We start from the raw sequence: 22,162 nt of genomic DNA, 5'->3' as shown, positions 1-22,162 counted from the left end.
CGGCGCAGGGAACCGAAGGTGGAGTCGGACGCGTCAGCCCGTGTAGCCCGACGGGTTGAGTTCCTGGAAGTGCCAGGCGTCGCGGCACATCGCGGCGAGGTCACGGGTCGCGGTCCAGTTCCAGGCCTCGGTCACCGCAGCGGGATCGGCGACGAGTTCGGTCACGTCTCCCGGACGGCGCCCGGTCACCTCGTAGGGAATCGGCCTGCCGGACGCCCGCTCGAAGGCGGCGACGAGCTCGAGGACGGAGGACCCCACCCCGGTGCCGAGGTTGAAGACACGCATGCCGTTCTCGTCCCCGAGGTGCTCCAGGGCGCGTCGATGGCCCTCCGCCACGTCCATGACGTGGATGTAGTCGCGGATGCCGGTCCCGTCGTGGGTGGGGTAGTCATCACCGAAGACGCTGAGCCGCTCGCGACGGCCGACGGCGACCTGCGCCAGGTACGGCATGATGTTGTTGGGCACACCCCGGGGATCTTCGCCCAACAGTCCGGACGGGTGCGCGCCGACCGGGTTGAAGTACCGCAGGGCCAGCACGCTGAGCTCGGGCAGGCGGCGGCAGGTGTCGGCCAGTACTTGCTCGCAGAGCCACTTCGTCGAGGCGTACGGGTTGGTCGGGGCCGCCGGATCCCCTTCTGTCAGAGGCACCTTGGTGGCGTCCCCGTAGATCGAGCACGACGAGGAGAACACCAGCCGGTGCACTCCGTGTGCGTGCATGGCCGACAGCAGGGCGGTCGTGCCGCCGACGTTGATGTCGTAGTAGGCGATCGGGATCTCCACGGACTCGCCCACCGCCTTCTTCGCGGCGAAGTGGATCACTGCGTCGATCGGGTGCGAGTCGAATACGGCATCCAGCGCACGCCGGTCCCGCATGTCGGCTCGGTAGACGGCGGCGACCGGGCGTCCCGCGATCTTCGCGACGCGCTCCAGGGCCTCCGGTGAGCTGTTTGAGTGGTCGTCGACGACGACCACCTCGTAGCCGTTTTCGAGCAGTTCGGCACAGGTATGGCTGCCGATGAAGCCGGCACCGCCGGTGACCAGGACCGTCGTGGGCATGGGGGTGGGATCCTTTCCAACGTGATCGTCTGTGGGGTGAGAAGCCGGTGCGCCGGTGTCACCAGCCGAAGATGCCTGCCGCGTACACGGGGAACAGGCCGATGGCCAGGGCGAGCGGCAGCAGCGTGAGGGTTCCGGCGAGCAGGGGCAGCCGGGCCGTCACCACCGCCTTGTACTTGGGCACTCCCGCGGCCCGGGCCATCTCAGCGACGTGCAGCCCGGCGATGGTGAGGGTGACCACGGCGTAGGAGAGCGAACCGAGGATGCACAGGAAGACATATCCGGCGGCGGGGCCGGTGAGCTCGCCGGTAACGGCCGCGCAGGACAGGGTGGTGGTGATGATCAGGTAGGGCGCCACGAGCCGCAGCGGCAGGGGCTCTAGCCCGTCCGTCGATTTGGGGGTCACCTTGAAGACGACGGGACGGGGACGCAGCTTCTGCACCAGGGCGGCGCCCACCCCCCAGGCGACGAAGGGCCAGCGGGCGAGCCCGAAGAGCCAGCTCTCCCAGCTCAGGACCGGTGCTTTCGCGGGGCGGAGCAGGCCGCGTCTGCGCACGAGCATGGTCAGGAGCATCAGCCACACGGACATCGCCCAGAAGTGGCCGAGGAACGACGCGTAGTTCACGTTGATCCAGGGCAGACCGGTGACGGCCGCGACCGGAGGCAGAGCCAGCCCCATGGTCGTGGTCGCGGCGAGCAACGGGTAGTACGACAGGGCGAAGGCGAAGCGCAGGCGCAGCCAGCCGCGCATGCGACCCAGGTGGCGCGGCAGCATCCCGAAGAGCATGACCGCGAGACTGCGGGACCACTGGAACTCCTGGGTGGCCATGGCCGCGAAGGTGACGGGGCCGTCACCGCTCGCATGGGCATCGATGGCGAACGACCCCTGCCAGCCCGCAGAGTTCATCAGGAATGTGGTCGAAAAGTCCTCTGCGAGTTCGGGCCCGATGCCGCCGATGTCCCGCACCGCCTCCGTACGCACCGCGTAGTGGGAGCCGATGCACAAAGGCGCGAGGCCGGCCGAGTGGCCCAGCTGGACCGCCCCGTGGAAGACGGCCTCACGATGCAGTCGGCCCCGGGCGGACCAGGAGACGTCGGCATTGGCGTCGCACACGCTCGGAGCTGCAACGTAGCCGATCGCGGGATCGGAGAACGGCCGCACCATCTCGGTCAGGTAGGTACGGCTCGGTACGTGATCGCAGTCCAGCTGCGCAACGACGTCGTAGTCCCGATAGCCCCAGTGGTCGTAGAAGTAGGCGAGGTTGCCCTCTTTGCAGCGCGTGCGACGCGGCCATGTGAGCCGGTGGTAGTCCGGGCGGTCCCGGCGGCAGGAGACCCGGACTCCGTTCGCCTCGCACCAGTTCAGGATGTCGCCGGAAGGGTCCTCGTCGCACAGCCATACGTCGTAGGGGTGGGGGTAGTCCTGGCGGAGCATCGCCTCCAGGGTGGCGCGGGCGATGTCCCAGTGCTCCGACGGAGCCCGGGTGACGACGAAGGCGGTTCGTACCAGCGGGACTTCGATGCTCGAGTCGAACCGGCGCAGGCGGAGGACCGCGACCAGGAAGTGCAGGGGCAGCAGCGCGAGGTAGAGCAGCAGTGCGCTGTTGACCGCCAGGCCCACCCAGCCGATCCGGTGCTCGGGGCGCAGCCACCAGACCCAGAACCAGACGAGGCCGGCGACCCACCCCAGCGTGAGCACCGCCACCTTCAGCCTGTCGGCTGTGCCGAACTGGCGGACGAAGCTCGTCGCGCAGGTCTCCAGAGCGCGGCGCGGGTGGGCGAACACGGGCCCGTCGGGAGGAATCTCGGCGACACGGCCCCGTGAGAGCTCGCGGATCTGGTCCTTGAGTGTGGCCTGCTCTACGGACGGGCTGGGGATGCGCCCGTCGGTCGCGGTAGCCTCGCGTACGAGCCCTGGCTCGGTCGGGGTCATGTGAGCGCACTCCGAGATGATCTTGGTGTGGCGGCGCGAGAGCCTCACGGCCGCCTTGAAGGTGAGGGCCGGCGGGGAGAGGTGTGCGGTGACGCCACTCCCCGCCGGAGGGAAGAATCCGGCCGCGATCAGGCCGGCGCGGGAACGGATGCCGGCCTGTCGGACACAGCGCCGGCGTACCTCCTCGGGAGCGGCATTCCGTCCTCCTGGCCGCCGCGGATCGCGGCGGCTCCGGCCGAGAGGTCGGCCGGGCGGGAGACGAACCAGTCACTCGTTCTGCGCAGGCCCTCCTCGATGTCCACCTCGGGCCACCAGCCGAGCGCATCCCGGGCACGGGAGATGACCGGGCGCCTGCGGACCGGGTCGTCGACCGGGAGGGGGTGGTACTGGATCTCCGACAGGGAGCCCGTGAGCTCCAGCACCATCTCAGCGAGCTCCGTGACCGTCCGCTCCACCGGGTTCCCCAGGTTGAAGGGTCCGGCCTCGGAGGAGTCGAGCAGAGCCACGAGACCGCGGACCAGATCGTCGACGTAGCAGAAACTGCGGGTCTGCTTTCCGTCTCCGTAAATGGTCAGGGGTTCGCCGGTGAGCGCCTGGGTGATGAAGCTCGAAACCACCCTTCCGTCGTGCGGGCGCATGCGCGGACCGTACGTGTTGAAGATCCGCGCGATACCGACATTCAGACCGTGGGTACGGCGATATGCGACTGAGATCGCCTCAGCGAATCGTTTCGCCTCGTCGTACACACTGCGGGGTCCGACAGAATTGACGTTGCCCCAGTAGTCCTCGTCCTGCGGGTGGACCAGAGGGTCGCCATAGACCTCGCTCGTCGACGCGAGGATGAACCGGGCACCATGGCGCAGTGCGAGACGGAGGGCGTTCTCCGTCCCCCTGCTGCCGACGGCAAGCGTCTCCAGCGGCTGCCGCAGATAGTCAGGCGGCGACGCGGGGCTCGCCAGATGGGCGACGGCGTCGACGGGGCCGGCGACCTCCGTCGTGCCGCTGACATCGGCATGGATGAATTCGAACGCCGGGTTCGAGAGTAGGTGGGCGATATTCCTGGGCTCGCCTGTCGAGAAGTTGTCCAGGCAGACCACGGAGTCCCCGCGCCTCAGAAGGGCTTCGCAGAGATGTGACCCAAGAAATCCACCGCCACCGGTGACGGCAACGCGCATACGCTTCTCCAGGACTCGGGAGTAGAAAGCCTCATATCGCGTTCCTGGTATGTCGACCCATACGCACGACGACCGGAAGGGAAAGGGCTCAGGTGGAAACTCAGGCAAAGCATATGGACATACGTAGGATCTTTGTGTGCAGCGCAACTCCGCGCTACGCCGATCGGCCGTCCACCCCGGTGCGCCACTCGCCGTCGACCCATGGCGCCCAAGCCTTCGCGCTCCGATCAGCGCGTGGTGCCGCCTCACTCGCGCGTGTGATTCGCCGCCGCGCGCGTCAATGGCCGGAGGTGCACAGCACCACACCGGGAAGCCCGGCGCCCATGCCGGATCGGTGCGGACCTCGCTGCCATCGATGGTGACGTTCTCGCCGAGCCGGCCCATGAAGCCGACGCCGTGCAGGTGGGCGGCCTTGCGGCGGGCAACACCGCCGCTGCCGCGGACGCCCTGAGCACCTACCCGGGCCACTCCCACCTGCCACTATTGAAAACGATTCCCATTGCCATATACTGTGGCCATGGCACGCAACGAAGTACGCCCGATCATCAAGCTCCGCTCCACCGCCGGCACCGGCTACACCTACGTCACCCGCAAGAACCGGCGTAACGACCCCGACCGCATGGTGCTGCGCAAGTACGACCCGGTCGCCCGTCGGCACGTCGACTTCCGCGAAGAGCGCTGACCTCCCCTCCCCCAGAGAGAGCCACCCATGAAGCCTGGAATCCACCCCGCTTACGGCCCCGTCGTCTTCCGCGACAAGGCCGCCGACTTCGCCTTCCTCACCCGCTCGACCGCCACCAGCGAGAAGACGGTCGAGTGGGAGGACGGCCACATGTATCCGGTCATCGATGTCGAGATCTCCTCGCAGAGCCACCCCTTCTACACCGGCACCGCGCGCGTCCTCGACACCGCCGGCCGCGTCGAACGCTTCGAGCGCCGCTACGGAGGCGGTAAGTGACCCTCCCCGTCGTCATCGTCGGCGGTATGCACGCCGACGCGCGCAAGGAGACCGTCGAGCACCTGCTGCGCGCCGTGCCGGGGAGTGTCGCCCTGCACCACGATCTGTCCTCGGCTGCCGACGGCAATGTCCTGCGCACCCTGCGCGATTCAGGGGGTGTGGTGTCCGCCGGCGAATCTCCCCTGGTCAACGACTGCGCCTGCTGCGCACTGCGCGAGGACCTCGTCCCGGAGCTGGAGCGGCTGGCCGCGAGCGGGCTGACCCGCCTGGCCGTGGTGGAACTCTGGGACTCGGTCGAGCCCAGGGGGATGGCGGAGGTCGTGGCCGCCCACGCCGGTGACGTACTGGAACTCACCAATGTGATCACCGCCGTCGACCCGGCCCTCGTCCTGCCCTGCCTCGGCAACGGGGACGACCTCACCGAGGCCGGACTCGCCGCGGCGGCCACCGACCGGCGCACCGTCGGGGACACCTGGGCCCGCCAGCTCGAATACGCGCCGGTCCTCGCGATCGCCGACAGCGCAGAGGCCGACGACGAGGACCGCGCCCTGCTCGCCCAGCTGCACCCGACGGCCCGCAAGGTGCCCACCGGCTCCAGCGACCTCACCCGCCTCGCCTTCGCCGGCTTCGACGTGGAGACGGCCGCCGCGGCCCAGCACCCTGCCTGTGCGCTCCTCCCCCAGGAGGCCGACGAGGCCGGAGTGGCCACGTTCGTCTGGCGGCGCCGTCGGCCGTTCCATCCCGAGCGGCTGTACGAAGCCCTGGAAGATCTGACCTGCGCCGCGGCCCGCAGCCGTGGCCGGTTCTGGCTCGCCGACCGCCCCGACACCCTGCTCGCCTGGGACGCGGCCGGTGGCGCGCTGTGCGTGGAGAACGCCGGCCCCTGGCTCGCCTCGCTCCCCGACGCCGCCTGGGAGTTGGTCCCGGCCATGCGTCAGGCTGCGGCCGCCCTCGCCTGGGATCCCGAGCACGGCGACTGCTGCCAGCACCTGGTCTTCACCTCCCCCGGGCTGGACCGCGACGGCATCGAACGGCTCCTGGATTCCTGCCTGCTGACCGACGCCGAGTACACGGCCGGGCGGGAGGGGTGGAAGCAGCTCCCCGCCGCGTTCGCTCCGTTGCTCGACTCCGTCTCCTGACCGCCCGACCCACACACCGACACTCCACACCCCTGAGGAACACCGATGGTCCGCCGCCCTTCCCCCGGCAAGCCGCTGAAGTCCCGCCCCAACCCGCTGGACACGGCCGGAATCACGTACATCGACTACAAGGACACCGACCTGCTCCGCAAGTTCGTCTCCGACCGGGGCAAGATCCGCAGCCGCCGGGTCACGCGTGTCACCGCACAGCAGCAGCGGCAGCTCGCTCTGGCCATCAAGAACGCCCGCGAGATGGCCCTGCTCCCGTATGCCGGCCGATAGGGGACGGCGGGAGCCGCGAGTGGCCCGTCCCGAGGGAGGGCTCGGCGGGGCGCTCACGGGGCGGGTACTCCCCCACAGGGAACGCCGGGAGTGGCGAGGGGCGGCGAGGGGCGGCGAGGAGCGGCCGGCGTGAACGCATGCGCGCAGAGTGCGCAGCGGGGGCGACCGCCGAAACGGTCGCCCCCGCCTGATCATCGCGGCTCAGCCGCTGCTTTCAGTCCCGGCCCCTCAGAACTGGAGCGCCCAGGAGTCGATCTTTCCGGTGTCGATGTTCGCGAGGTCCGCGACCCGGAGCTTCCAGACACCGTTGGCGACCTCGGCAGAGGCGTTCACCGTGAAGGTCTGGATGATGTTGTCCGCGCTGCCGCCGCTGCGATTGCGCAGGTTGTAGACGGTGCCGTCGGGGGCGACCAGGTCGACCCTCAGGTCACCGACGTAGGTGTGCTTGATGTCGACCGGGACGCTCAGCGTGGCCGGGGCGTTGCCGGAGATCCCGCTGACGGTGATCGGCGACTCGACGGTGGCGTTGTCGTTGATCGCGTAGTCGGCGGTGTTCTCGAAGCGGGTGCCCGGGTTCGGCGGGGTGGTGGAGTTCCCGACGTTGAGCAGGCGGTTCGGGGATCCGGTGCCGGGGCTGGTCACGACGTTCGGTGTGGCCGCGTTGACCAAGGCCGTGGCGACCTGGGCCGGAGTGGCCGCCGGGTTGGCCGCGAGGTGGAGCGCGGCGGCGCCGACGACGTGCGGGGTCGCCATCGAGGTGCCCGAGATGGTGTTCGTGGCGGTGTCACCGGTGCCCCAGGAGGAGGTGATGCTGGAGCCGGGGGCGAAGATGTCCAGGACGGTGCCGTAGTTGGAGTAGCTCGCCTTGGCGTCGCTGCTGGTCGTGGCGCCGACGGTGATCGCCTCGGTCACGCGGGCCGGGGACTTGGTGCTCGCGTTGGTGGACTCGTTGCCCGCGGCGACGCCGTACGTGATGCCGCTGGCTATGGAGTTGCGTACGGCGGTGTCGAGCGCGGAGTCCGCGCCGCCGCCCAGCGACATGTTCGCCACGGCCGGCTTGACGGCGTTGCGGGTCACCCAGTCGATGCCGGCGACGACCTGTGCGGTGGTGCCGGAGCCGTTGTTGTCGAGCACGCGGACGCCGACGATCCGGGCCTTCTTGGCCACGCCGTACGCGGTGCCCGCGACGGTGCCCGCGACGTGGGTGCCGTGGCCGTGGCCGTCCTGGGCCGTGTTGTCGTTGTCGATGGCGTCGAAGCCGTCGGAGGCCCGGCCGCCGAAGTCCTGGTGCGTCTTGCGGACGCCGGTGTCGATGATGTACGCCGTGACGCCCTCGCCGGCCTTGTCCGGGTAGGTGTAGCTCTGGTTCAGCGGGAGCGCCTGCTGGTCGATCCGGTCCAGGCCCCAGGAGGGCGGGTTGGGCTGGGTCGTGTCGACGGTGAAGACGCGGTTCTGCACGACCGACTTGACGGCGGGGTCGGCGGCGAGCTTCCTGGCCTGGGCCTCGGAGACCTCGACGGAGTAGCCGTTGAGCGCGGCGCTGTAGGTCCGGTCGATCCGCGCGCCGTACCGCTTGGCGACTGCCTTGCCGCTGTCGGCGGTGGAGCGGGCGGCGGAGTCGTTCAGGGTCACGATGTAGCTGCCGGCGACGGTGCCGGCGGCGCCGGCGTTCTCGATGACGCCCTGCGGGGCGGCCGGGGTGGCCGCCGCGGCGGGTAACGCGGCGGCCGAGCCGAGCGCGAGGGCCGCGACGGCCATGGCGCTGATACCGGCAATTCTCCGGCGGGTGTGACGCTTCGCGGACATGTGGGGGGTCCTCCTCGTAGGCGGTGTGCTGCGGTGTACGCGGACCGCTGTGAGGGCGCGCCAGGGCACGGCTTGTAGCCATGCCCATGACAAACGAATCGGCCCGAACGAACGGTCGCTAACGAAAGGTTGACCCACCTCCCGCACCCGCACAAGAGGCATGCCGACGCGTAACATCCCTGCCACACAGCGGCCATGATCGAGCAAAGGCGCTCCGCACATGACGCACGCATTCGCCGGGTAGGTCTGCCCGAAGACGCCCGGCCTCGTACCGGCCGTTGATGGTGCCGTTGCCGCCGATGCCTGCCCGGCAGCGACTGGCCTGTCAGATCCCGCACCTAGGCTGTCCGCAGAGATTCGATCAAGGAGCAGGGTAGTGCGGATAGAGCGTCACCAGGTGGGCGGGCCCGTCGTGTCGGCAGCGCGCGAGGACTTCACGAACCGGATCGGGGGTCAGGTGCGGTCCATGTCGCGGGGCGGTCGCATGGCCACCTACGAATGGCAGTCGATCTCCGACGAGTTCCTCGACTACCTGGGCGCCCTCTCCGTCGAGAAACCCGACCTCGACACCCCGGAGGCCAAGGCCGCCCTCAAGGACGCCTCCGAAGCCGCGGCCGGCGCCGTCGCTTACGCGGCGTACCACCCGCACTGCAGCTTCCGGGTCTTCCTGGAGTACGTGAACTTCGGCATGAGCTACGACCCGGGTGAGGACGCACCCGACGAGAGTGTCACGCCCGGGGAGTGGATCGACGCGCTCTGCCTGTCGGTCCTCAGGGACAAGGCCACGTGGCACGGCGAGGCCTTCCACTTCGCCCGGCAGAAGTTCGCCGAGCAGGCGCAGGGAACGCCCGTCGGCGAGCTCGCCACAGGATTGATGGCCGTGATCCTGGACGACACCGGCGACGACGAGGAGTACCCGCCGAGCGCGCAGGCCAAGCTCGCCGCCGTCGACGCGGCCCTGGACCGCATCCGTGGCCGCGCCGGGGAGACGGGCGAGCCCCTCCTGGACCGGCCGCACAGCGTAGCCCTGCGCACGCTGCGCGCCCTGGCCGCCGAGGACCGGGAGGCCTTCGACGCCGCGCTGGCCGACCTCCTGACCAGGCACTCCACCCTGCACGGCCCCTCAGCCTCCCCGAGCACCCTTCTCCCGCTCGTCCCCATCGCCCTCGCCGCGCTCGCGTACAGGTCCCTTGGATGGGCGCCTGCCGTCAGCTCCGACTACCTCCCGCACGCGCTGATCACCGGCTTCGAAACCCGGGGCCCGCGGGTCGCGGGGTTCGGCCGGGCCCGGCGGCCGGACGCGGTGGCCGCGCTCGCCGCGGGCCCGCTGGTGGTGGAGCGGCCGGCCTTCGACTGGACGGTGGGCCCGCAGATCGAGGCCAGGTACGAGGAGCACATCCGGGAGGCGTTCACCCCCGTCGACGGGCAACCCCTGGCCGTCTGGCGGCTCGGCAGCGTCATGGGCGACCAGGAGCGCCTCTTCAAGTGGCGCGCGGGCAACCCGGACGGGGCCACGGAGGCCCAGCTCGCCGGTCTTCGTCTGGCCTCCCAGCTGGGGGCGGCCCTGTTCCGCATCGCCCTCGCGGAGCCGGGCACCGAGGCCGAGGTCACCGTCGACGGCCGCAGGCTGCGCTACCCGGCCGAGCGGAGGGAGGAAGCCGGCGCCCACAACTGGCAGAAGGCCACCGACTTCGCCCTGATCACCGGGGCACGCGAGGACCTCGTCCCGCTGGTTCTCACCGGCCCTGCCTTCGCCCGCCCGGACGGCTCCGCCTTCAGCGCGTACCGCGAAGCCCTTCACGCCTACCTCAAGGGCACCGACCCCGAACAGGCCGCACAGCGCGCGCTGCAGCAGGCCGAGCGGGCGAAGGACTGGGGCTTCGCCATGCCGCCGGCCGTGCTGTTGTCGCAACTCGTGGAGGGCGACGAGGAGAGCTTCAACCTCGCCCTGGCCGACGCGCTCGAAGCCCACCGTGACCACTACCAGGTCGCCGACCGCGCCGACGATCCGGATGCGTCCTGCAACCTCGACGTCCTCGCCCTGGCCTGCCACGCCCGCCGCCGCGGCTGGGACATCCGCGTCGAATCCCCCTACCTTCCGCACGGTCTTCTGCGGGCCGCCGAGCCCTTCTAGGCCGTCTCGCACCCACCCTTCCCGACCACCTTCAGGAGGGGTGGGTGTCGTCGTGTCGGAGGGCGGTGCGGACTCCGGTGACGACCACGGCGATCAGGCAGAGCGCGATGACGGTTTCGGCCCACAGAGAGGCGAACCAGTCCATCACGCAGCCGATCGGGGGTGTGCCGGGGGCGTTGTTGCGGAAGGCCGAGAGCGCGAACAGGGTGGCGGCCATCCAGCCGAGGGCGGCCCAGACCAGGCCCTCCCCGCGGGTCGTCAGGTACCAGGCCCCGATGAGCACGGACGCCGCCAGCGCCCACATGACGGCCACCTGCACGTCCCTGGTCGTGAGCCGCTCGTGCGCCTTGAACTCCAGGTCGCCGAGGGTCTGCGCGGAGGTCTGGAGGCTGAGTTCGGCCACCGGGGCGGTCCCCTCCTCCTCGCCGAGGGTCCCACGCGCCGTGACGCGCACCCGCAGTGCCGGCTCTCTGGCCGCGGCGTCGACGCGTTGGACGTTGGCCTCCACGTCCACCCGGTCGGTGGCCTGGGATCCGCCCGTGTGGACGGTATCGAGCGCCTGCCGCTCGGTGAACTGCAGCCACGACCCCACGGCCACCGCCACCACGATCAGCACCGCGATGGGAGCAGGACCGGCAGGATCGAGGGCCCGGAGCAGCGTGGCTGACGTGAGTCCCAGGTGGGTGCCATGGTGACTCCGACGACGAGGTGGGAAGGGGTACGGACTCGCCCGGCCCGGCGCCGGGAGCGTCCTGGTCGCCGGTCGTGGCGACAGGACGGTGGTCGCGAGGCGGACCACGAGCGGGTGGTCAGGGAGCGATCTCGAACTCAGGCGGCTCCAGGCCCTTGAGGCATTCGGTCTTCGGCGTGGCCGGGGTCTCGAAGAACGACACGGCGATCTCTTGGGCGCACTTCGACGTGGCGAACACCACGTGCGGCTCGTAGGGGATCGTGACGACCTTGGCCTTGCTCAGCGTGCGGGCGACGTACGGGCCGTTGTCCGCCCCGGTCTGGGCGTCGAATGCACCCGACAGGGCAAGGGTGGGGATGTCGCCGCGCGTGACCTCCCGGATCGAGGGCGCGGCCGCTGGGATGTTCCAGACGTCGCAGTCCGGACGCAGAGAGGCGAGCAGCGGAGCGTGTGCCTGCACCGAGCGGGGGAACGAGGGGAACTGTTCCTGTCCGCCCTGGAGCGCCGCATCCTCGCTCTCGTACGGCGTCCACGCGCTGCAGAAGACGCCGTAGACGAGACCATGCGAAACCCTGCCCATGGCCTGGGGGCTGAGCTTGCCGCCCGCCCACTGCTGGGCGATCCGCTGCGGCTTGCCGTTGGCCAGCTCGTCGAGGGCTGCGGGCACCTGCTCTGCCACGTGGGTGGCGGAGACCAACCAGTTCACCAGGGTCCCGCCGTCCAGCACGACCTTCACCGGCTTGTCGCTGCCGGGGAGCGTGACGGTGGTGGTGACCGGCTTGGCCTCGAGGTCGCGGACGAGCTTGTCGAAGGTGGCCGGCAGGTTCGGGTAGCGCTTGTTGCACGCCGGCTGGTCCGCGCAGGCCTTGAACAGGCCGTCGAAGCCCTGCCGGGCGCTGCTCCAGGTCGACGCCTCCCCGGACGTGGAGGGCGGCAGGATGCCGTCGATCCCCACCGAACGGAGCCCCTCGGGGTGCAGGCGCATGGAGACCAGCGCCAGGTGGGTGCCATAGGAGATCCCGTACAGGTTCCACTGCTTGATCCCCAGGGTGGTGCGCAGGTCGTCGTAGTCGGCGGCGCTCTCGGTGTCGTTGTAAGCACTGAGGTCTATCCCGCGGCCCGCCAGCTTGTCGCGGCAGGTCTTTGTGGCCTCGACGTGCAGGCGTTCGGTGGACGCAGCGTCGTAGACGAGTCCGACCGCGCGTGCGTTGAACTCGTCGATGTTGGGGCAGAGGAGCTCCGGCTCGGCCGAGTACGTACCGCGCTGGGACATGAAGATCACGTCACGGTCGCGGTTCAGGCCGCCGTCGATCGCCATCTTCGCCTCGCCCACCGCGTCGTCTCCGGGTCCGCCCGCGAGCCACACGATGGGGTCGGGCTTCGGTGTGTCGGTCGCGGCGGGCACGATCGCCACACCGAGTCTGATCGTTCGACTGCTGGGTTCGGCGCGGTTCTCGGGCACGGTGAGCGTTCCACAGCGGGCCCCTTTCAGGGCCTCGATCGGTTCAGGCGTCTTCGGGCAGGGGCCCGGTTCGAAGCGGGCGTCGCCCACCGTCCGGGCGGCCGTGCCGATCGGTCCTCCGGGGCTGGGACTGGGGCCGGGGTCGGTGCGGGGCTGTGCCTGGGCGGGCGCCGCAAGCAGGCCGGTGACGAGGAGACCGGTCGCCATACCGGCCGACGGGGCCAGGCGTCGTCGCACGGTGCGCCGACGGCGGGGCGCGTGATGACGTGTCATCTGCCCTCCCGGTTACTTCGGGATGATCGTGAACGGTCCGGGCTCGAGACCGTCCACGCAACTGGTGTCGGGCGCGGTCGGGCGAGCGAAGAACGAGGCCAGCACGCTTTGCGCGCAAGGCGACTGCGGGACCACCCAGTGGCCGATTCCGGGGACCTGGACGGCAGTCGAGCCGGACAGGTTGCGGGCGACGTCCTTCGCCCAACTCGCCCCCGTCTTCACATCGAACATGCCGGAGATGACGAGCGCCGGTACGGAGCTGACCGTGGCCACCCGCTGGACGGACGCGCGGTCCGGAACGTTCCAGATCCCGCATGCCGGGTACTGGAAGGGAAGCTGCGGCACCTGGGCCAGGACCGTGTCCGGCCACCCGGGGTAGGTCTTGCGACCCGCCTTCAGCACGTCGGCTTCCGAGTACCCCGGCGCCCATTCGCTGCACACCACCGAGTTCGTCAGGCCGTGCGCGAACGCGCCGACGTTCTGCACCGAGCCGGCCGCGCGGGCCTTCGCGAAGCGCTCCGGGTTTCCGTTGGCGAGTTCCTCGAGCGCCGCCGGGAGGTCCTTGGGCCGGGGGTTGAAGGCGACGATCAGGTTCAGCAGTGCGCCTCCGTCGAGGACGACCTTGACCGGCTTTCCTCCGTTCGGCGGCGGGACGTTCAGCGTCAGCGGCTGTGCCTCCAGCTTGCGCACCTGCTCCGTCAGCGTACGGGGGAGGTCCGGGTACCGGTCCTTGCAGGCGGGCTGCGCCGCGCACGCCTCGAAGATGTTGTCGATCCCCTCGGCGGTGCTGCCCCATGTCCACGGCAGAGTCACGACCTGGGGAGGAGTGATCGAGTCGATCGCGAACGCGCGGATTCCCTCGGGGTGCAGGCGCAGGTATGTGAGGGCCAGGTTGCTCCCGTAGGAGTAGCCGTAGACGTTCCACTGGGGGATGTCCAGCGCCTTGCGCAGGTCGGCGAAATCGGCCGCGTTCTCAGTGGTGTTGTAGGCACTCAGGTCTGTGCCGTCGGCCGTCAGGCGGTCACGGCAGTCCTTCACCGCTTTCAGGAAAAGCTGTTCTGCAGCCTGTGCGTCGTAGCCCAGGCCGACGGCCTGCGCGTTGAACCGGTCAACCTCCGGGCAGGCGAGGTTCGGCTGGTTGTAGAGGTTGCCGCGCTGGGCCATGATGATCAGCTCGCGGTCCTTGTTCAGGCCGGAGTCGACGAGGAACGGGATGTCGTCGAACGTGTCGGCACCGGGGCCGCCGGCCATGAACACCACAGGGTCCTGTGCGGGCTTCGCGGGGGTGACAGCCGGAATGACGGCCACGGCCAGCTTGATGGTCCGGCCGCCGGGGCGGGATCGGTTCTCGGGGACCTCGAGGAAACCGCACCGTGCGTCGGCCAGCGCTTCGATGGGCTCGGGCGGCCTCGGACAGGAGCCGGGCACGAACCGGGACGAGCCTGCCGGGCTGGGCTGCCCGGTGGGCTCGGCGGGTGCTGACGCGGTGGGCTCGGCAGGTGCTGACGCGGCGCTGCCGGGCGTGGGGCCGAATGCCGCCAGACAGACCAGAGCCGCCCCGGCAGTCGCCGCGGGGATGCTGTGCTTGGGCATGTGATCTCGTTCCTCTGCCGACATCGGCGGCGGCCCTGCCGGGCCGGGCCGCAGCGGTTGGGGCGGAACGCGCATTTCGACGCTACCGGGTGGGGCGTACGGCCGCCACGCGGAGCAGTCGCAACATGTGTCCCGGCCAAGCACCGCGCGTACGGTGGCCGCCTCCCGCACCTTGTGCGCGCCTTCGTACCACCCGGTAGCGTTGAATGTGCATGCGTTTGCGTTCCGCTCGCACCGCCACGGCATCGCCCGGAGGGCAGCCGTCGATCGGCAGGAACGGGATCGGTTGCGCGGCGGCGCCTCGCTGCGAGAGCCGCTACCAGGAGTTCGAGCGCACCCCGGATGAGCAGGTGCGCAAGCTGGAGGCCCGGCCGCTGACGCTGAACGTTCGGCCGCCGCAGGGAGATCGCCCCCTGGGCCAACCTCGTTCCACGTACAGAAGGAAGGTGGTGTCCGTGCATCGGATGGCGTCGTTGTGCGCCGCCGGGGGCGCCACGATCGTGCTGGTACCAAATGACACGAAGGCGGTGCACGGCCTCAGGCACCCGGGATGTGAGGGACGTTGCCGTAGTAGGCGCCCGGTCCGTGCTTACGGGTGAAGTGCCGTTCCAGCAGATGCCTCGGCGGTTCGGAGGCACCCCCGAGGCGCGACCCCAGCGCCAGCGTGTGCAGGGCCATCTGCGCCACGGCCTCGCAGACGATGGCATTCTCCAGCGCCGCCTTCGCGGTGGCACCCCAGGTGAAGGGGCCGTGTCGTGAGACGAGCGCGCCGGGGACCTCGTCGGCCCGACGGGGATCGCCGTCGAGCCGGGCAACGATCACCTGTCCGGTGTTGTACTCGTAGTCCCGCGCGCACTGCTCGGCGGTGAGGTCCTCCGTCACGGGGACGGACCCGTTGAAGGTGTCGGCGTGTGTCGTGCCGAGCACGGGGATCGGGCGGCGCGCCTGGGCGAAGGCGACGGCGTGCGCCGAGTGCGTGTGGGTGACGCCGCCGATGGACGGGAAGGCCCGGTAGAGGCACCGATGGGTTTCGGTGTCGGTGGACGGCCTGAGGTGTCCGTCGACCACCCGCCCGTCCTCCAGTGCCACCACCACCAGGTCCTCCTCGGTGAGGTCGGTGTAGGAGACCCCAGACGGCTTGATGACGAAGACGCCGGCGTCTCGGTCCACTCCGCTGACGTTTCCCCAGGTGAGGGTGGCCAGACCGGCCTCCGGGATACGCAGGTTGGCCGCGAGTACCTCGCGACGGAGGTCCTTGAGGAGGGTCTCGCTCACTACGCTCTCACCGTCTCTCGACATGCGCGGCGGCTTCTCCGGTACCGGCGTCCGGCAGGCCCCGCGGTCGCACATGAGTGGGCTGGACTGGTCGGGGGCCGCACCGGGCATCGCGGCTGAGCCACCCCAGCGGCCCCGTTGGAATTGTGAGCGCTAACACCCAGCAACCTCAAGAGGTACGAGAAGATTCTTGCCCACAACATGCGGTCACCGTTGCATAATGTGAACGCCAACATCGATATCTGGTCGACAATCTCCCGGTCGGTCCGAGATGTGTGCGGGCCGCGGCTGGTTCGGTACCTTGAGGGAAGGCCGCTCGATGAGGAAAGGAAGAGAGTTGACCCAGCTCCCAGACGTCTCGCGAGCGCCCACGATGACGGACGTCGCACGCGTCGCCGGCGTGTCCCATCAGACCGTTTCACGGGTGCTCAGCGACCACCCGAACGTCAGCGCCAAGACCCGGGCCGCGGTGACACAGGTCATCGAGCAGCTGGGGTACCGCCGTAACTCGGCAGCCCGGGCTCTGGCCACTCGCCGGACCCACACACTGGGCGTCATCGCGGTGAACACCACTCTGCACGGGCCTGCCAGCACCGTCGCGGGAGTGCAGGAGGCGGCTCGGGACCGCGGCTATCTGACGTCCGCCGTCACGCTTCGGACCGCCACGCAGACAGCCCTCGCCGAAGCCATGCAGCACCTCGCCGGGTGGGGCGTTGAGGGGATCGTGGCCGTCACTCCCCAACGCGCCGCGGTGAGGGCCCTGGCGGCATTGGAAGCACCGTGCCCGGTGGTCACCGTGGAAGGCGGCCACACCCTTGATCTGCCAGGGGTGTCGCTGGACCAGAGCCTCGGCGCTCGCATGATCACGGAACATCTTCTCGCGTCGGGCCACGCCACCGTGTGGCATGTCGCAGGCCCTCCCGACTGGCTCGAGAGCGAGGCCCGCACGCAAGGGTGGGAGGACGCGCTGCGAGAGGCCGGCGCCGAGGTGCCACCCCTGCTGCGCGGCGACTGGAGTCCACTGTCGGGATACCAGGCCGGCCAGCAGCTCGCGGGTCGGGCCCGGGCGTCACGAGGGCGGGGAGCGGGCCTCACCGCGGTGTTCGTCGCCAACGACCAGATGGCCCTCGGTGTCCTGCGGGCCCTGCGGGAAGCAGGCCTGCGCACGCCGGAGGACGTGGCGGTCGCCGGCTTCGACGACATCCCCGAGGCGGAGTTCTTCCCACCCCCACTGACGACGATCCGTCAGGACTTCGCCTCGATCGGCCGCGACAGCATCGGGCTGCTCCTGGACCACATCGAAGGCCGTACCGACGAGTCGAAGCACCTGGTGGTGGCGCCCGAACTCATCGTGCGCGCCAGTACGGCCCGCAGGAGCGCTCCCGCCAGCGGATGACCCCCGACGCATGACCCCCACCGCATGACCCCCACCGCCGCCCGGGGGGTGTCTCAGGCGGTGGCCGTGGTGAAACTGTGGATCGTGGTGGACCGGTACAGCTCACCCGGACGCAGGACGACCGGCGGGTAGTCGGGGCGGTTCGGGGAGTCCGGGAAGTGCTGGGTTTCCAGCGCGACCCCCGCGTAGGCGTGGTACGGCCTGCCTCCCTTGCCCGCGATGTCACCGGTCAGGCCTTGGGCGGTGTAGACCTGGATGCCCGGTTCCGTGGTACTCACCTCCATGCGGCGGCCGGATGCGGGGGCGTACAACACAGCGGCCTTCCGAGGACTGGCTCGCCGGGCGCCGTCGAGGACCCAGTTGTGGTCGAAGCCGCCGCCTGCGAGCCCCAACTGCGCATCCGGGCGGGTCAGGACGTCGGAGAGCCGCCGGGGCCGGCGTAGGTCGAACGGCGTGCCGCTGACCGGGCGGTGAGGGCCGTCGGGGATCAGGGCGGCGTCGACGGGGGTGTAGGAGGGGGCCTCTACCTGGAGGTGGTGGGCCAGGACGTCGCCGCGCCCCTCTCCCTCGAGGTTCCAGTAGGTGTGGTTGGTGAGGTTGACGATCGTCGGCGCGTCGGTGACCGCCTGGTACGACAGGGTCAGGTTGTCGTCCCGGTCCAGGGTGTAGGTGACGCGGACGTGCAGGGCACCGGGGAACCCCTGGTCGCCGTGCGGGCTGTGCAGGAACAGGCGCACACCGGTGCGGTGCGCGGTGTGGAAGGGTTCACACCGCCACACGCGCTGGTCGAACCCGTCGGGACCGCCGTGCAGCGTGTGCCCGTTCTCCTGGGTGGCGAGCCGGTGGGTGACGCCGTCGACGACGAGCCGCCCGCGCGAGATGCGGTTGGCGTACCGGCCCACCGTCGCGCCGAAGTAGCGTGCGGAGCCCTCGAAGGCGGCGGGGTCGCGGCCGGCGAGCACCACATCGGCGGTGTGGCCCCAGCGGTCCGGCAGGGTCAGGGAATGGAGGCGGGCGCCGCGCGTGTGCACCTCCGCGCAGGCCCGGCCGCGGAATCCGAACCGCCACCTCTCCCCCGTTCCCTCGTCGGCAAGGCGCAGGGGCCGGCCCGTCCGCGGACAGGCGGCGCTCTGCCCGGGCTCAGCGGCGCCCACAGATTCGTATGTGTGTTCCATGGTGGCGCTCCCTGGAAGTCGGTCCGTCGGAGGGCGTGCCGGGAAGCACGATGTGATCGCGGCACGTGAACGCGGTGGCACGGGCTGATGGGCAGCGGAGCCGTGAGTCAGTCGGCGGCGGGGCGGCGTCCGCTCATCAGACGTTGCAGCACGATGAACACGAGCAGCAGGGCGCCGATGACGATCCGGGTCCACCAGGAGCTGAGCGTGCCCTGGAAGTTGACGACCGTCTGGATCATGCCCAGGACGAGCACGCCGAGTGCGGTGCCCAGGACGAAGCCGGAGCCTCCGGTCAGCAGCGTGCCGCCGATCACGGTGGCGGCGATCGCGTCGAGTTCCATGCCCATGGCGTGGAGGGCGTAGCCGGAGAGCATGTAGAAGGTCAGCAGCAGGCCGCCGAGCGCGGAGCACAGGCCGCTGACGGCGTATACGGCGATCTTGGTGGAGCCCACCGGAAGACCCATCAGGCGTGCGGAGGACTCACTGCCGCCCAGCGCGTACACGTTGCGGCCGAAGCGCGTGTGGTGCAGCACGACGAAGGCGATCACCAGCACGGCCAGGGCGATGACCACCGGGATCGAGACGAACAGTCCCCCCGGGCCGTACAGCCGGGTCTGCGCGATTGCCGCCGTGGCGGGGTCGCTGATCGTGATGGATTCGGTGCTGATCGTGTAGCAGAGCCCGCGGGCCAGGAACATGCCGGCCAGCGTGACGATGAACGGCTGGATCTCGAAGGTGTGGATGATCCAGCCCATGAGCGTCCCGCTCGCGGCGCCGACCAGCAGGACCAGGGGAATGACGGTGGCCAGGGGCCAGCCGTGCGACTCGACCAGCCAGGCCGTGAGCATGGTCGACAGGGCCACCATGGAGCCGACGGACAGGTCGATGCCGCCGGTGAGGATGACGAAGGTCGCCCCTACCGCGACGACCAGAAGGAATCCGTTGTCGATCAGCAGGTTCAGCACGACTTGCGCGGAGAGGAAGCCCTCGTAGCGCACCGATCCGACGCTGAACATGACGACCAGCAGGACGGCCGTGACGATCAGGGGGATACGGGTGCGGGTGCGCGGGGACACGGTCGCGAAGGGGCGGGTGAGTTGCGCGGCGGCGCTCGCGATGCCGGTACTCATGCGCGTACCTCCTGCTGCTGCGGGGCGGCGCCCGCCGTGGTCCGGGATCGGGGAGTGGTTGTCCTGCGGCGGCGCAGGACCTTGGCCCGGAAGACCGGGGACTGCACGAGGCAGACGACGATGACGACGAAGGCCTTGAAGACGAGGGTGGTCTCGGGTGGGACGCCGAGGGTGTAGACGGTGGTGGACAGGGTCTGGATGATCAGGGCGCCGAGGACGGTGCCGCCGAGGGAGAAGCGTCCTCCGGTCAGGGCGGTGCCGCCGACGACGACGGCGAGAATCGCGTCGAGTTCGATCCACAGGCCCGCGTTGTTGCCGTCGGCGCTGGACACGTTGGAACTGATCATCAGACCGGCGACGGCGGCGCACAGCGCGCTGAAGACGTAGACCAGGGCGAGCAGACCGCCGGCGCGGATGCCGACCAGGCGGCTGGCGGCGGGGTTGCCGCCCACGGACTCGATCAGCATGCCGAGGGCGCTGCTACGGGTGAGGAAGGCGGTGAGCGCGACGAGGGCGGTTGCCAGGAGGACGGCGAACGGGAAGGTCAGCCAGTAGCCGCCTCCGATCATCTTGTAGGGGGCGCTGGTCACCGTGATGATCTGGCCGTCGGTGATCAGCTGGGCGACGCCGCGGCCCGCGACCATGAGGATCAAGGTGGCCACGATGGGCTGCACCCCCAGCCCGGACACCAGGAAGCCGTTGGCGAGGCCCAGCACGAGGGCGACGCCGAGCGCGAGGGCTACGGCCGTGAGCATGGTGGCGACGCTGCCGGGACGCGGGGCGGTGGAGATGTGCCCGCAGGCGACGGCGCCGGCGATGGCGACGGTGGAACCCACCGAGAGATCGATGCCACGGGTGGCGATGACCAGGGTCATGCCGAGCGCCACCAGGGTGAGGGGCGCGCCGAACTGGAGGATGTCGATGAGGCTGCCGTAGAGGTGGCCGTCGCGTACGCGCACGGAGAAGAAGTCGTGGTGGAACGCGAGGTTGCCGAGGAGCAGGGCGAGGAGGATTAGTGTCGGCCACAGCAGGCGGTGGCCGGCCAGTCGTCTCCCGATTCCGCCGACCGCCTTGGACTTGGCAGGCTGGGGGGTCATGAGTCCGCTCCGGTGGCGATGGTCGTGAGTATGCGTGCGGGCGTGACGCTGTCGTCGTTGGTGAGGGTGGCCACCATGCGGTGATCGCGGAGCACGGCGATGTGGTGGCTCAGGCGCAGGACCTCTTCGAGTTCCGCCGAGATGAACAGCACGGCGGTGCCTTCGCTCGCCAGGCGGGCCACGAGTTTCTGGATCTCCGCCTTGGCCCCGATGTCGATGCCCCGGGTGGGTTCGTCGAGGATCAGGAGCCGGGGTGCGGTCAGCAGCCAACGCGCGAGGAGGACCTTCTGCTGGTTGCCTCCGCTGAGGTGGCGTACCTGCGCTTCGGGGTCGGCGGGGCGGATGTTCAGGGCTTCGATCCAATGGCGTGCCAGTTCGTCCTGTTTCGCACGGGCCAGCGGCCTGGTCCAGCCGCGGGCGGCCTGCAGAGCGAGGATGATGTTCTCGCGGACCGTGAGCTCGCCCACCAGGCCCTCGGACTTGCGGTTCTCGGAGCAGAACGCGATGCCGCGGGCGATGGCGTGGCGGGGGGTGCGCAGGAGTACCTTCTTGCCCTCGATGCTCACTTCTCCGGCGTCCGCGCTGTCCGCGCCGAACAGGAGACGCGCGACCTCGGTGCGGCCCGAGCCCAGGAGGCCGGCCAGTCCGATGACCTCGCCGGCATGGATGGCGAGGTCGTACGGTTCGATCGAGCCCGTGCGGGTCAGTTGTCGTGCCTGGAGGAACGGCTCACTGGTCGCCCGTTCGGCCGCTTCCTCGCGGGCACGGTCGGACAGCTGGTCGAGGGTGGCCAGTTCCCCGCCGATCATGCGCTGGACCAGCGTGACCGGAGTGAGTTCGCCGATGGGGTACTCGCCTTCCAGGTGGCCGTTGCGCAGGATGGTCACGCGGTCGCAGAGATCGAACACCTGGTCGAGGAAGTGTGTGACGAACAGGATGGCCACACCGCGGTCCCGCAGGCGCCGCACCAGGGTGAAGAGCTGGGCGACCTCCTCGCGATCCAGGCTGGACGTGGGTTCGTCCAGCACGAGCACCTTCGCCGAGACGTCCACCGCCCGGACGATGGCGACCAGCTGCTGCACCGCCAGGGAGTGCGAACCGAGCAGACTGGTGACGTCCGGGTCGAGGTCCAGTTCCGTCAGCAGCTCTGCCGCCCGCCGCCGCATGGCGGACCAGTGGATGAGACCGAACCGGCGCGGTTCGCGCCCGATGAGGATGTTCTCGGCGACCGAGATGTTCGGGCAGAGGTTGACCTCCTGGTAGACGGTGCTGATTCCGGCCTGCTGCGCCTGGAGGGGGTCTGCGAACGCGTGAGGCCGGCCGTCGACGAGGATGGTGCCGCCGTCGGCGGGGTGGACGCCGGTGAGTACCTTGATCAAGGTGGACTTCCCGGCACCGTTCTCGCCCATCAGGGCGTGCACCTCACCGGGGAAGAGCCGCAGGGCGACTCCGTCGAGGGCGAGCACGCCCGGGAACTGCTTGCGGATGTCCTGGGCTTCCAGGACCGGCCGCGGGCCGCCGGAGTCCGTGGCCCGCGGGGTGGACGGGGATGCCATCCGCCCTCCTCTCATGGGTGGGGTGGTGGAG

The 22,162-nt window shown here is 70.0% G+C and carries 18 protein-coding genes; 6 read left to right on the top strand and 12 right to left on the bottom strand.

Annotated elements, in window-relative coordinates; all coding sequences use genetic code 11:
• Positions 1-33: 33 nt before the first annotated feature.
• The 3 genes from galE to ACWGIF_RS01145 all read right to left on the bottom strand — a co-directional run bounded on the left by galE (position 34) and on the right by ACWGIF_RS01145 (position 4,164).
• Positions 34-1,056 (bottom strand): UDP-glucose 4-epimerase GalE, encoded by a 1,023-nt coding sequence (gene galE / locus ACWGIF_RS01155; protein ID WP_453489079.1) that lies wholly within the window; start codon positions 1,054-1,056, stop codon positions 34-36.
• Positions 1,057-1,114: 58 nt separating this feature from the next.
• Positions 1,115-2,989: a glycosyltransferase family 2 protein gene (locus ACWGIF_RS01150; protein WP_453489076.1), complete on the bottom strand. Its 1,875-nt coding sequence runs from the start codon at positions 2,987-2,989 to the stop codon at positions 1,115-1,117.
• Positions 2,990-3,117: 128 nt separating this feature from the next.
• On the bottom strand, positions 3,118-4,164 hold the full coding sequence (locus ACWGIF_RS01145) for a UDP-glucuronic acid decarboxylase family protein (RefSeq protein ID WP_453489073.1): 1,047 nt from the start codon (positions 4,162-4,164) through the stop codon (positions 3,118-3,120).
• Positions 4,165-4,681: 517 nt separating this feature from the next.
• Here ACWGIF_RS01145 and rpmG point away from each other — a divergent pair.
• Genes rpmG through rpsR form a run of 4 tightly spaced genes read left to right on the top strand, consistent with a single transcriptional unit; the run spans position 4,682 to position 6,543 of the window.
• Positions 4,682-4,846 carry a 50S ribosomal protein L33 gene (rpmG, locus tag ACWGIF_RS01140; protein WP_269726976.1) on the top strand — a complete coding sequence of 55 codons (165 nt, stop codon included), beginning with the start codon at positions 4,682-4,684 and terminating at the stop codon, positions 4,844-4,846.
• Positions 4,847-4,873: 27 nt separating this feature from the next.
• A complete protein-coding gene (locus tag ACWGIF_RS01135; RefSeq protein WP_453489069.1) occupies positions 4,874-5,122 on the top strand; it encodes a type B 50S ribosomal protein L31 in 249 nt (82 codons plus the stop codon).
• Between the two features lie 26 nt (positions 5,123-5,148).
• Positions 5,149-6,261 carry a CobW family GTP-binding protein gene (locus ACWGIF_RS01130; protein WP_453489161.1) on the top strand — a complete coding sequence of 371 codons (1,113 nt, stop codon included), beginning with the start codon at positions 5,149-5,151 and terminating at the stop codon, positions 6,259-6,261.
• Between the two features lie 45 nt (positions 6,262-6,306).
• The gene (gene rpsR / locus ACWGIF_RS01125) at positions 6,307-6,543 is read left to right on the top strand and encodes a 30S ribosomal protein S18 (protein WP_453489066.1); all 237 of its coding nucleotides are present in this window, start codon (positions 6,307-6,309) and stop codon (positions 6,541-6,543) included.
• A gap of 228 nt (positions 6,544-6,771) precedes the next feature.
• Here the strand turns inward: rpsR and ACWGIF_RS01120 are convergent, their stop codons facing one another.
• Complete coding sequence (locus tag ACWGIF_RS01120) at positions 6,772-8,349, bottom strand: S8 family peptidase (RefSeq protein WP_453489063.1); 1,578 nt, start codon at positions 8,347-8,349, stop codon at positions 6,772-6,774.
• A 397-nt stretch (positions 8,350-8,746) separates the two neighbouring features.
• Between ACWGIF_RS01120 and ACWGIF_RS01115 the strand changes: the two genes are divergently transcribed.
• On the top strand, positions 8,747-10,483 hold the full coding sequence (locus ACWGIF_RS01115) for an immunity 49 family protein (protein WP_453489158.1): 1,737 nt from the start codon (positions 8,747-8,749) through the stop codon (positions 10,481-10,483).
• Positions 10,484-10,514: 31 nt separating this feature from the next.
• Here ACWGIF_RS01115 and ACWGIF_RS01110 read toward each other — a convergent pair whose 3' ends face one another.
• The 4 genes from ACWGIF_RS01110 to araD form a co-directional block, all read right to left on the bottom strand.
• Positions 10,515-11,099, bottom strand: a complete 585-nt coding sequence (locus ACWGIF_RS01110) for a DUF4436 family protein (protein WP_453489060.1) — start codon at positions 11,097-11,099, stop codon at positions 10,515-10,517.
• 193 nt (positions 11,100-11,292) lie between these two features.
• A complete protein-coding gene (locus ACWGIF_RS01105; protein WP_453489057.1) occupies positions 11,293-12,909 on the bottom strand; it encodes an alpha/beta fold hydrolase in 1,617 nt (538 codons plus the stop codon).
• Positions 12,910-12,921: 12 nt separating this feature from the next.
• Positions 12,922-14,673 carry an alpha/beta fold hydrolase gene (locus ACWGIF_RS01100; RefSeq protein ID WP_453489054.1) on the bottom strand — a complete coding sequence of 584 codons (1,752 nt, stop codon included), beginning with the start codon at positions 14,671-14,673 and terminating at the stop codon, positions 12,922-12,924.
• Between the two features lie 366 nt (positions 14,674-15,039).
• Positions 15,040-15,777: an L-ribulose-5-phosphate 4-epimerase AraD gene (araD, locus tag ACWGIF_RS01095; protein ID WP_453489052.1), complete on the bottom strand. Its 738-nt coding sequence runs from the start codon at positions 15,775-15,777 to the stop codon at positions 15,040-15,042.
• A 319-nt stretch (positions 15,778-16,096) separates the two neighbouring features.
• Here araD and ACWGIF_RS01090 point away from each other — a divergent pair, with 319 nt between their 5' ends.
• Positions 16,097-17,173, top strand: a complete 1,077-nt coding sequence (locus ACWGIF_RS01090; protein ID WP_453489049.1) for a LacI family DNA-binding transcriptional regulator — start codon at positions 16,097-16,099, stop codon at positions 17,171-17,173.
• Positions 17,174-17,226: 53 nt separating this feature from the next.
• On the opposite strand, the gene ACWGIF_RS01085 is transcribed toward ACWGIF_RS01090, so the two are convergent.
• The 4 genes from ACWGIF_RS01085 to ACWGIF_RS01070 form a co-directional block, all read right to left on the bottom strand.
• Entirely contained in the window at positions 17,227-18,348 is a 1,122-nt protein-coding gene (locus ACWGIF_RS01085) for an aldose epimerase family protein (RefSeq protein WP_453489046.1), read from the bottom strand.
• A 107-nt stretch (positions 18,349-18,455) separates the two neighbouring features.
• Positions 18,456-19,478 carry a galactofuranose ABC transporter, permease protein YjfF gene (gene yjfF / locus ACWGIF_RS01080; RefSeq protein ID WP_453489043.1) on the bottom strand — a complete coding sequence of 341 codons (1,023 nt, stop codon included), beginning with the start codon at positions 19,476-19,478 and terminating at the stop codon, positions 18,456-18,458.
• Entirely contained in the window at positions 19,475-20,575 is a 1,101-nt protein-coding gene (locus ACWGIF_RS01075) for an ABC transporter permease (protein WP_453489040.1), read from the bottom strand. Before ACWGIF_RS01075 ends, yjfF begins: the two co-directional genes overlap by 4 nt.
• Entirely contained in the window at positions 20,572-22,131 is a 1,560-nt protein-coding gene (locus ACWGIF_RS01070) for a sugar ABC transporter ATP-binding protein (protein WP_453489037.1), read from the bottom strand. Before ACWGIF_RS01070 ends, ACWGIF_RS01075 begins: the two co-directional genes overlap by 4 nt.
• Positions 22,132-22,162: the final 31 nt, after the last annotated feature.

Source organism: Streptomyces sp. NPDC054849 (assembly GCF_053610945.1).
The sequence above is the reverse complement of the archived record's forward strand: the minus strand, read 5'-3'. Positions and strand labels throughout refer to the sequence as shown.

What these genes read in the sequence shown, in the direction of transcription:
- ACWGIF_RS01085 (WP_453489046.1), bottom strand. Translation starts at nt 18,348, where the DNA reads ATGGAACACACATACGAATCTGTGGGCGCCGCTGAGCCCGGGCAGAGC.
- galE (WP_453489079.1), bottom strand. Translation starts at nt 1,056, where the DNA reads ATGCCCACGACGGTCCTGGTCACCGGCGGTGCCGGCTTCATCGGCAGC.
- ACWGIF_RS01105 (WP_453489057.1), bottom strand. Translation starts at nt 12,909, where the DNA reads ATGACACGTCATCACGCGCCCCGCCGTCGGCGCACCGTGCGACGACGC.
- ACWGIF_RS01070 (WP_453489037.1), bottom strand. Translation starts at nt 22,131, where the DNA reads ATGGCATCCCCGTCCACCCCGCGGGCCACGGACTCCGGCGGCCCGCGG.
- ACWGIF_RS01130 (WP_453489161.1), top strand. Translation starts at nt 5,149, where the DNA reads ATGCACGCCGACGCGCGCAAGGAGACCGTCGAGCACCTGCTGCGCGCC.
- ACWGIF_RS01145 (WP_453489073.1), bottom strand. Translation starts at nt 4,164, where the DNA reads ATGCGCGTTGCCGTCACCGGTGGCGGTGGATTTCTTGGGTCACATCTC.
- yjfF (WP_453489043.1), bottom strand. Translation starts at nt 19,478, where the DNA reads ATGAGTACCGGCATCGCGAGCGCCGCCGCGCAACTCACCCGCCCCTTC.
- ACWGIF_RS01135 (WP_453489069.1), top strand. Translation starts at nt 4,874, where the DNA reads ATGAAGCCTGGAATCCACCCCGCTTACGGCCCCGTCGTCTTCCGCGAC.
- rpmG (WP_269726976.1), top strand. Translation starts at nt 4,682, where the DNA reads ATGGCACGCAACGAAGTACGCCCGATCATCAAGCTCCGCTCCACCGCC.
- ACWGIF_RS01150 (WP_453489076.1), bottom strand. Translation starts at nt 2,989, where the DNA reads ATGACCCCGACCGAGCCAGGGCTCGTACGCGAGGCTACCGCGACCGAC.
- ACWGIF_RS01120 (WP_453489063.1), bottom strand. Translation starts at nt 8,349, where the DNA reads ATGTCCGCGAAGCGTCACACCCGCCGGAGAATTGCCGGTATCAGCGCC.
- ACWGIF_RS01075 (WP_453489040.1), bottom strand. Translation starts at nt 20,575, where the DNA reads ATGACCCCCCAGCCTGCCAAGTCCAAGGCGGTCGGCGGAATCGGGAGA.
- rpsR (WP_453489066.1), top strand. Translation starts at nt 6,307, where the DNA reads ATGGTCCGCCGCCCTTCCCCCGGCAAGCCGCTGAAGTCCCGCCCCAAC.
- ACWGIF_RS01090 (WP_453489049.1), top strand. Translation starts at nt 16,097, where the DNA reads ATGAGGAAAGGAAGAGAGTTGACCCAGCTCCCAGACGTCTCGCGAGCG.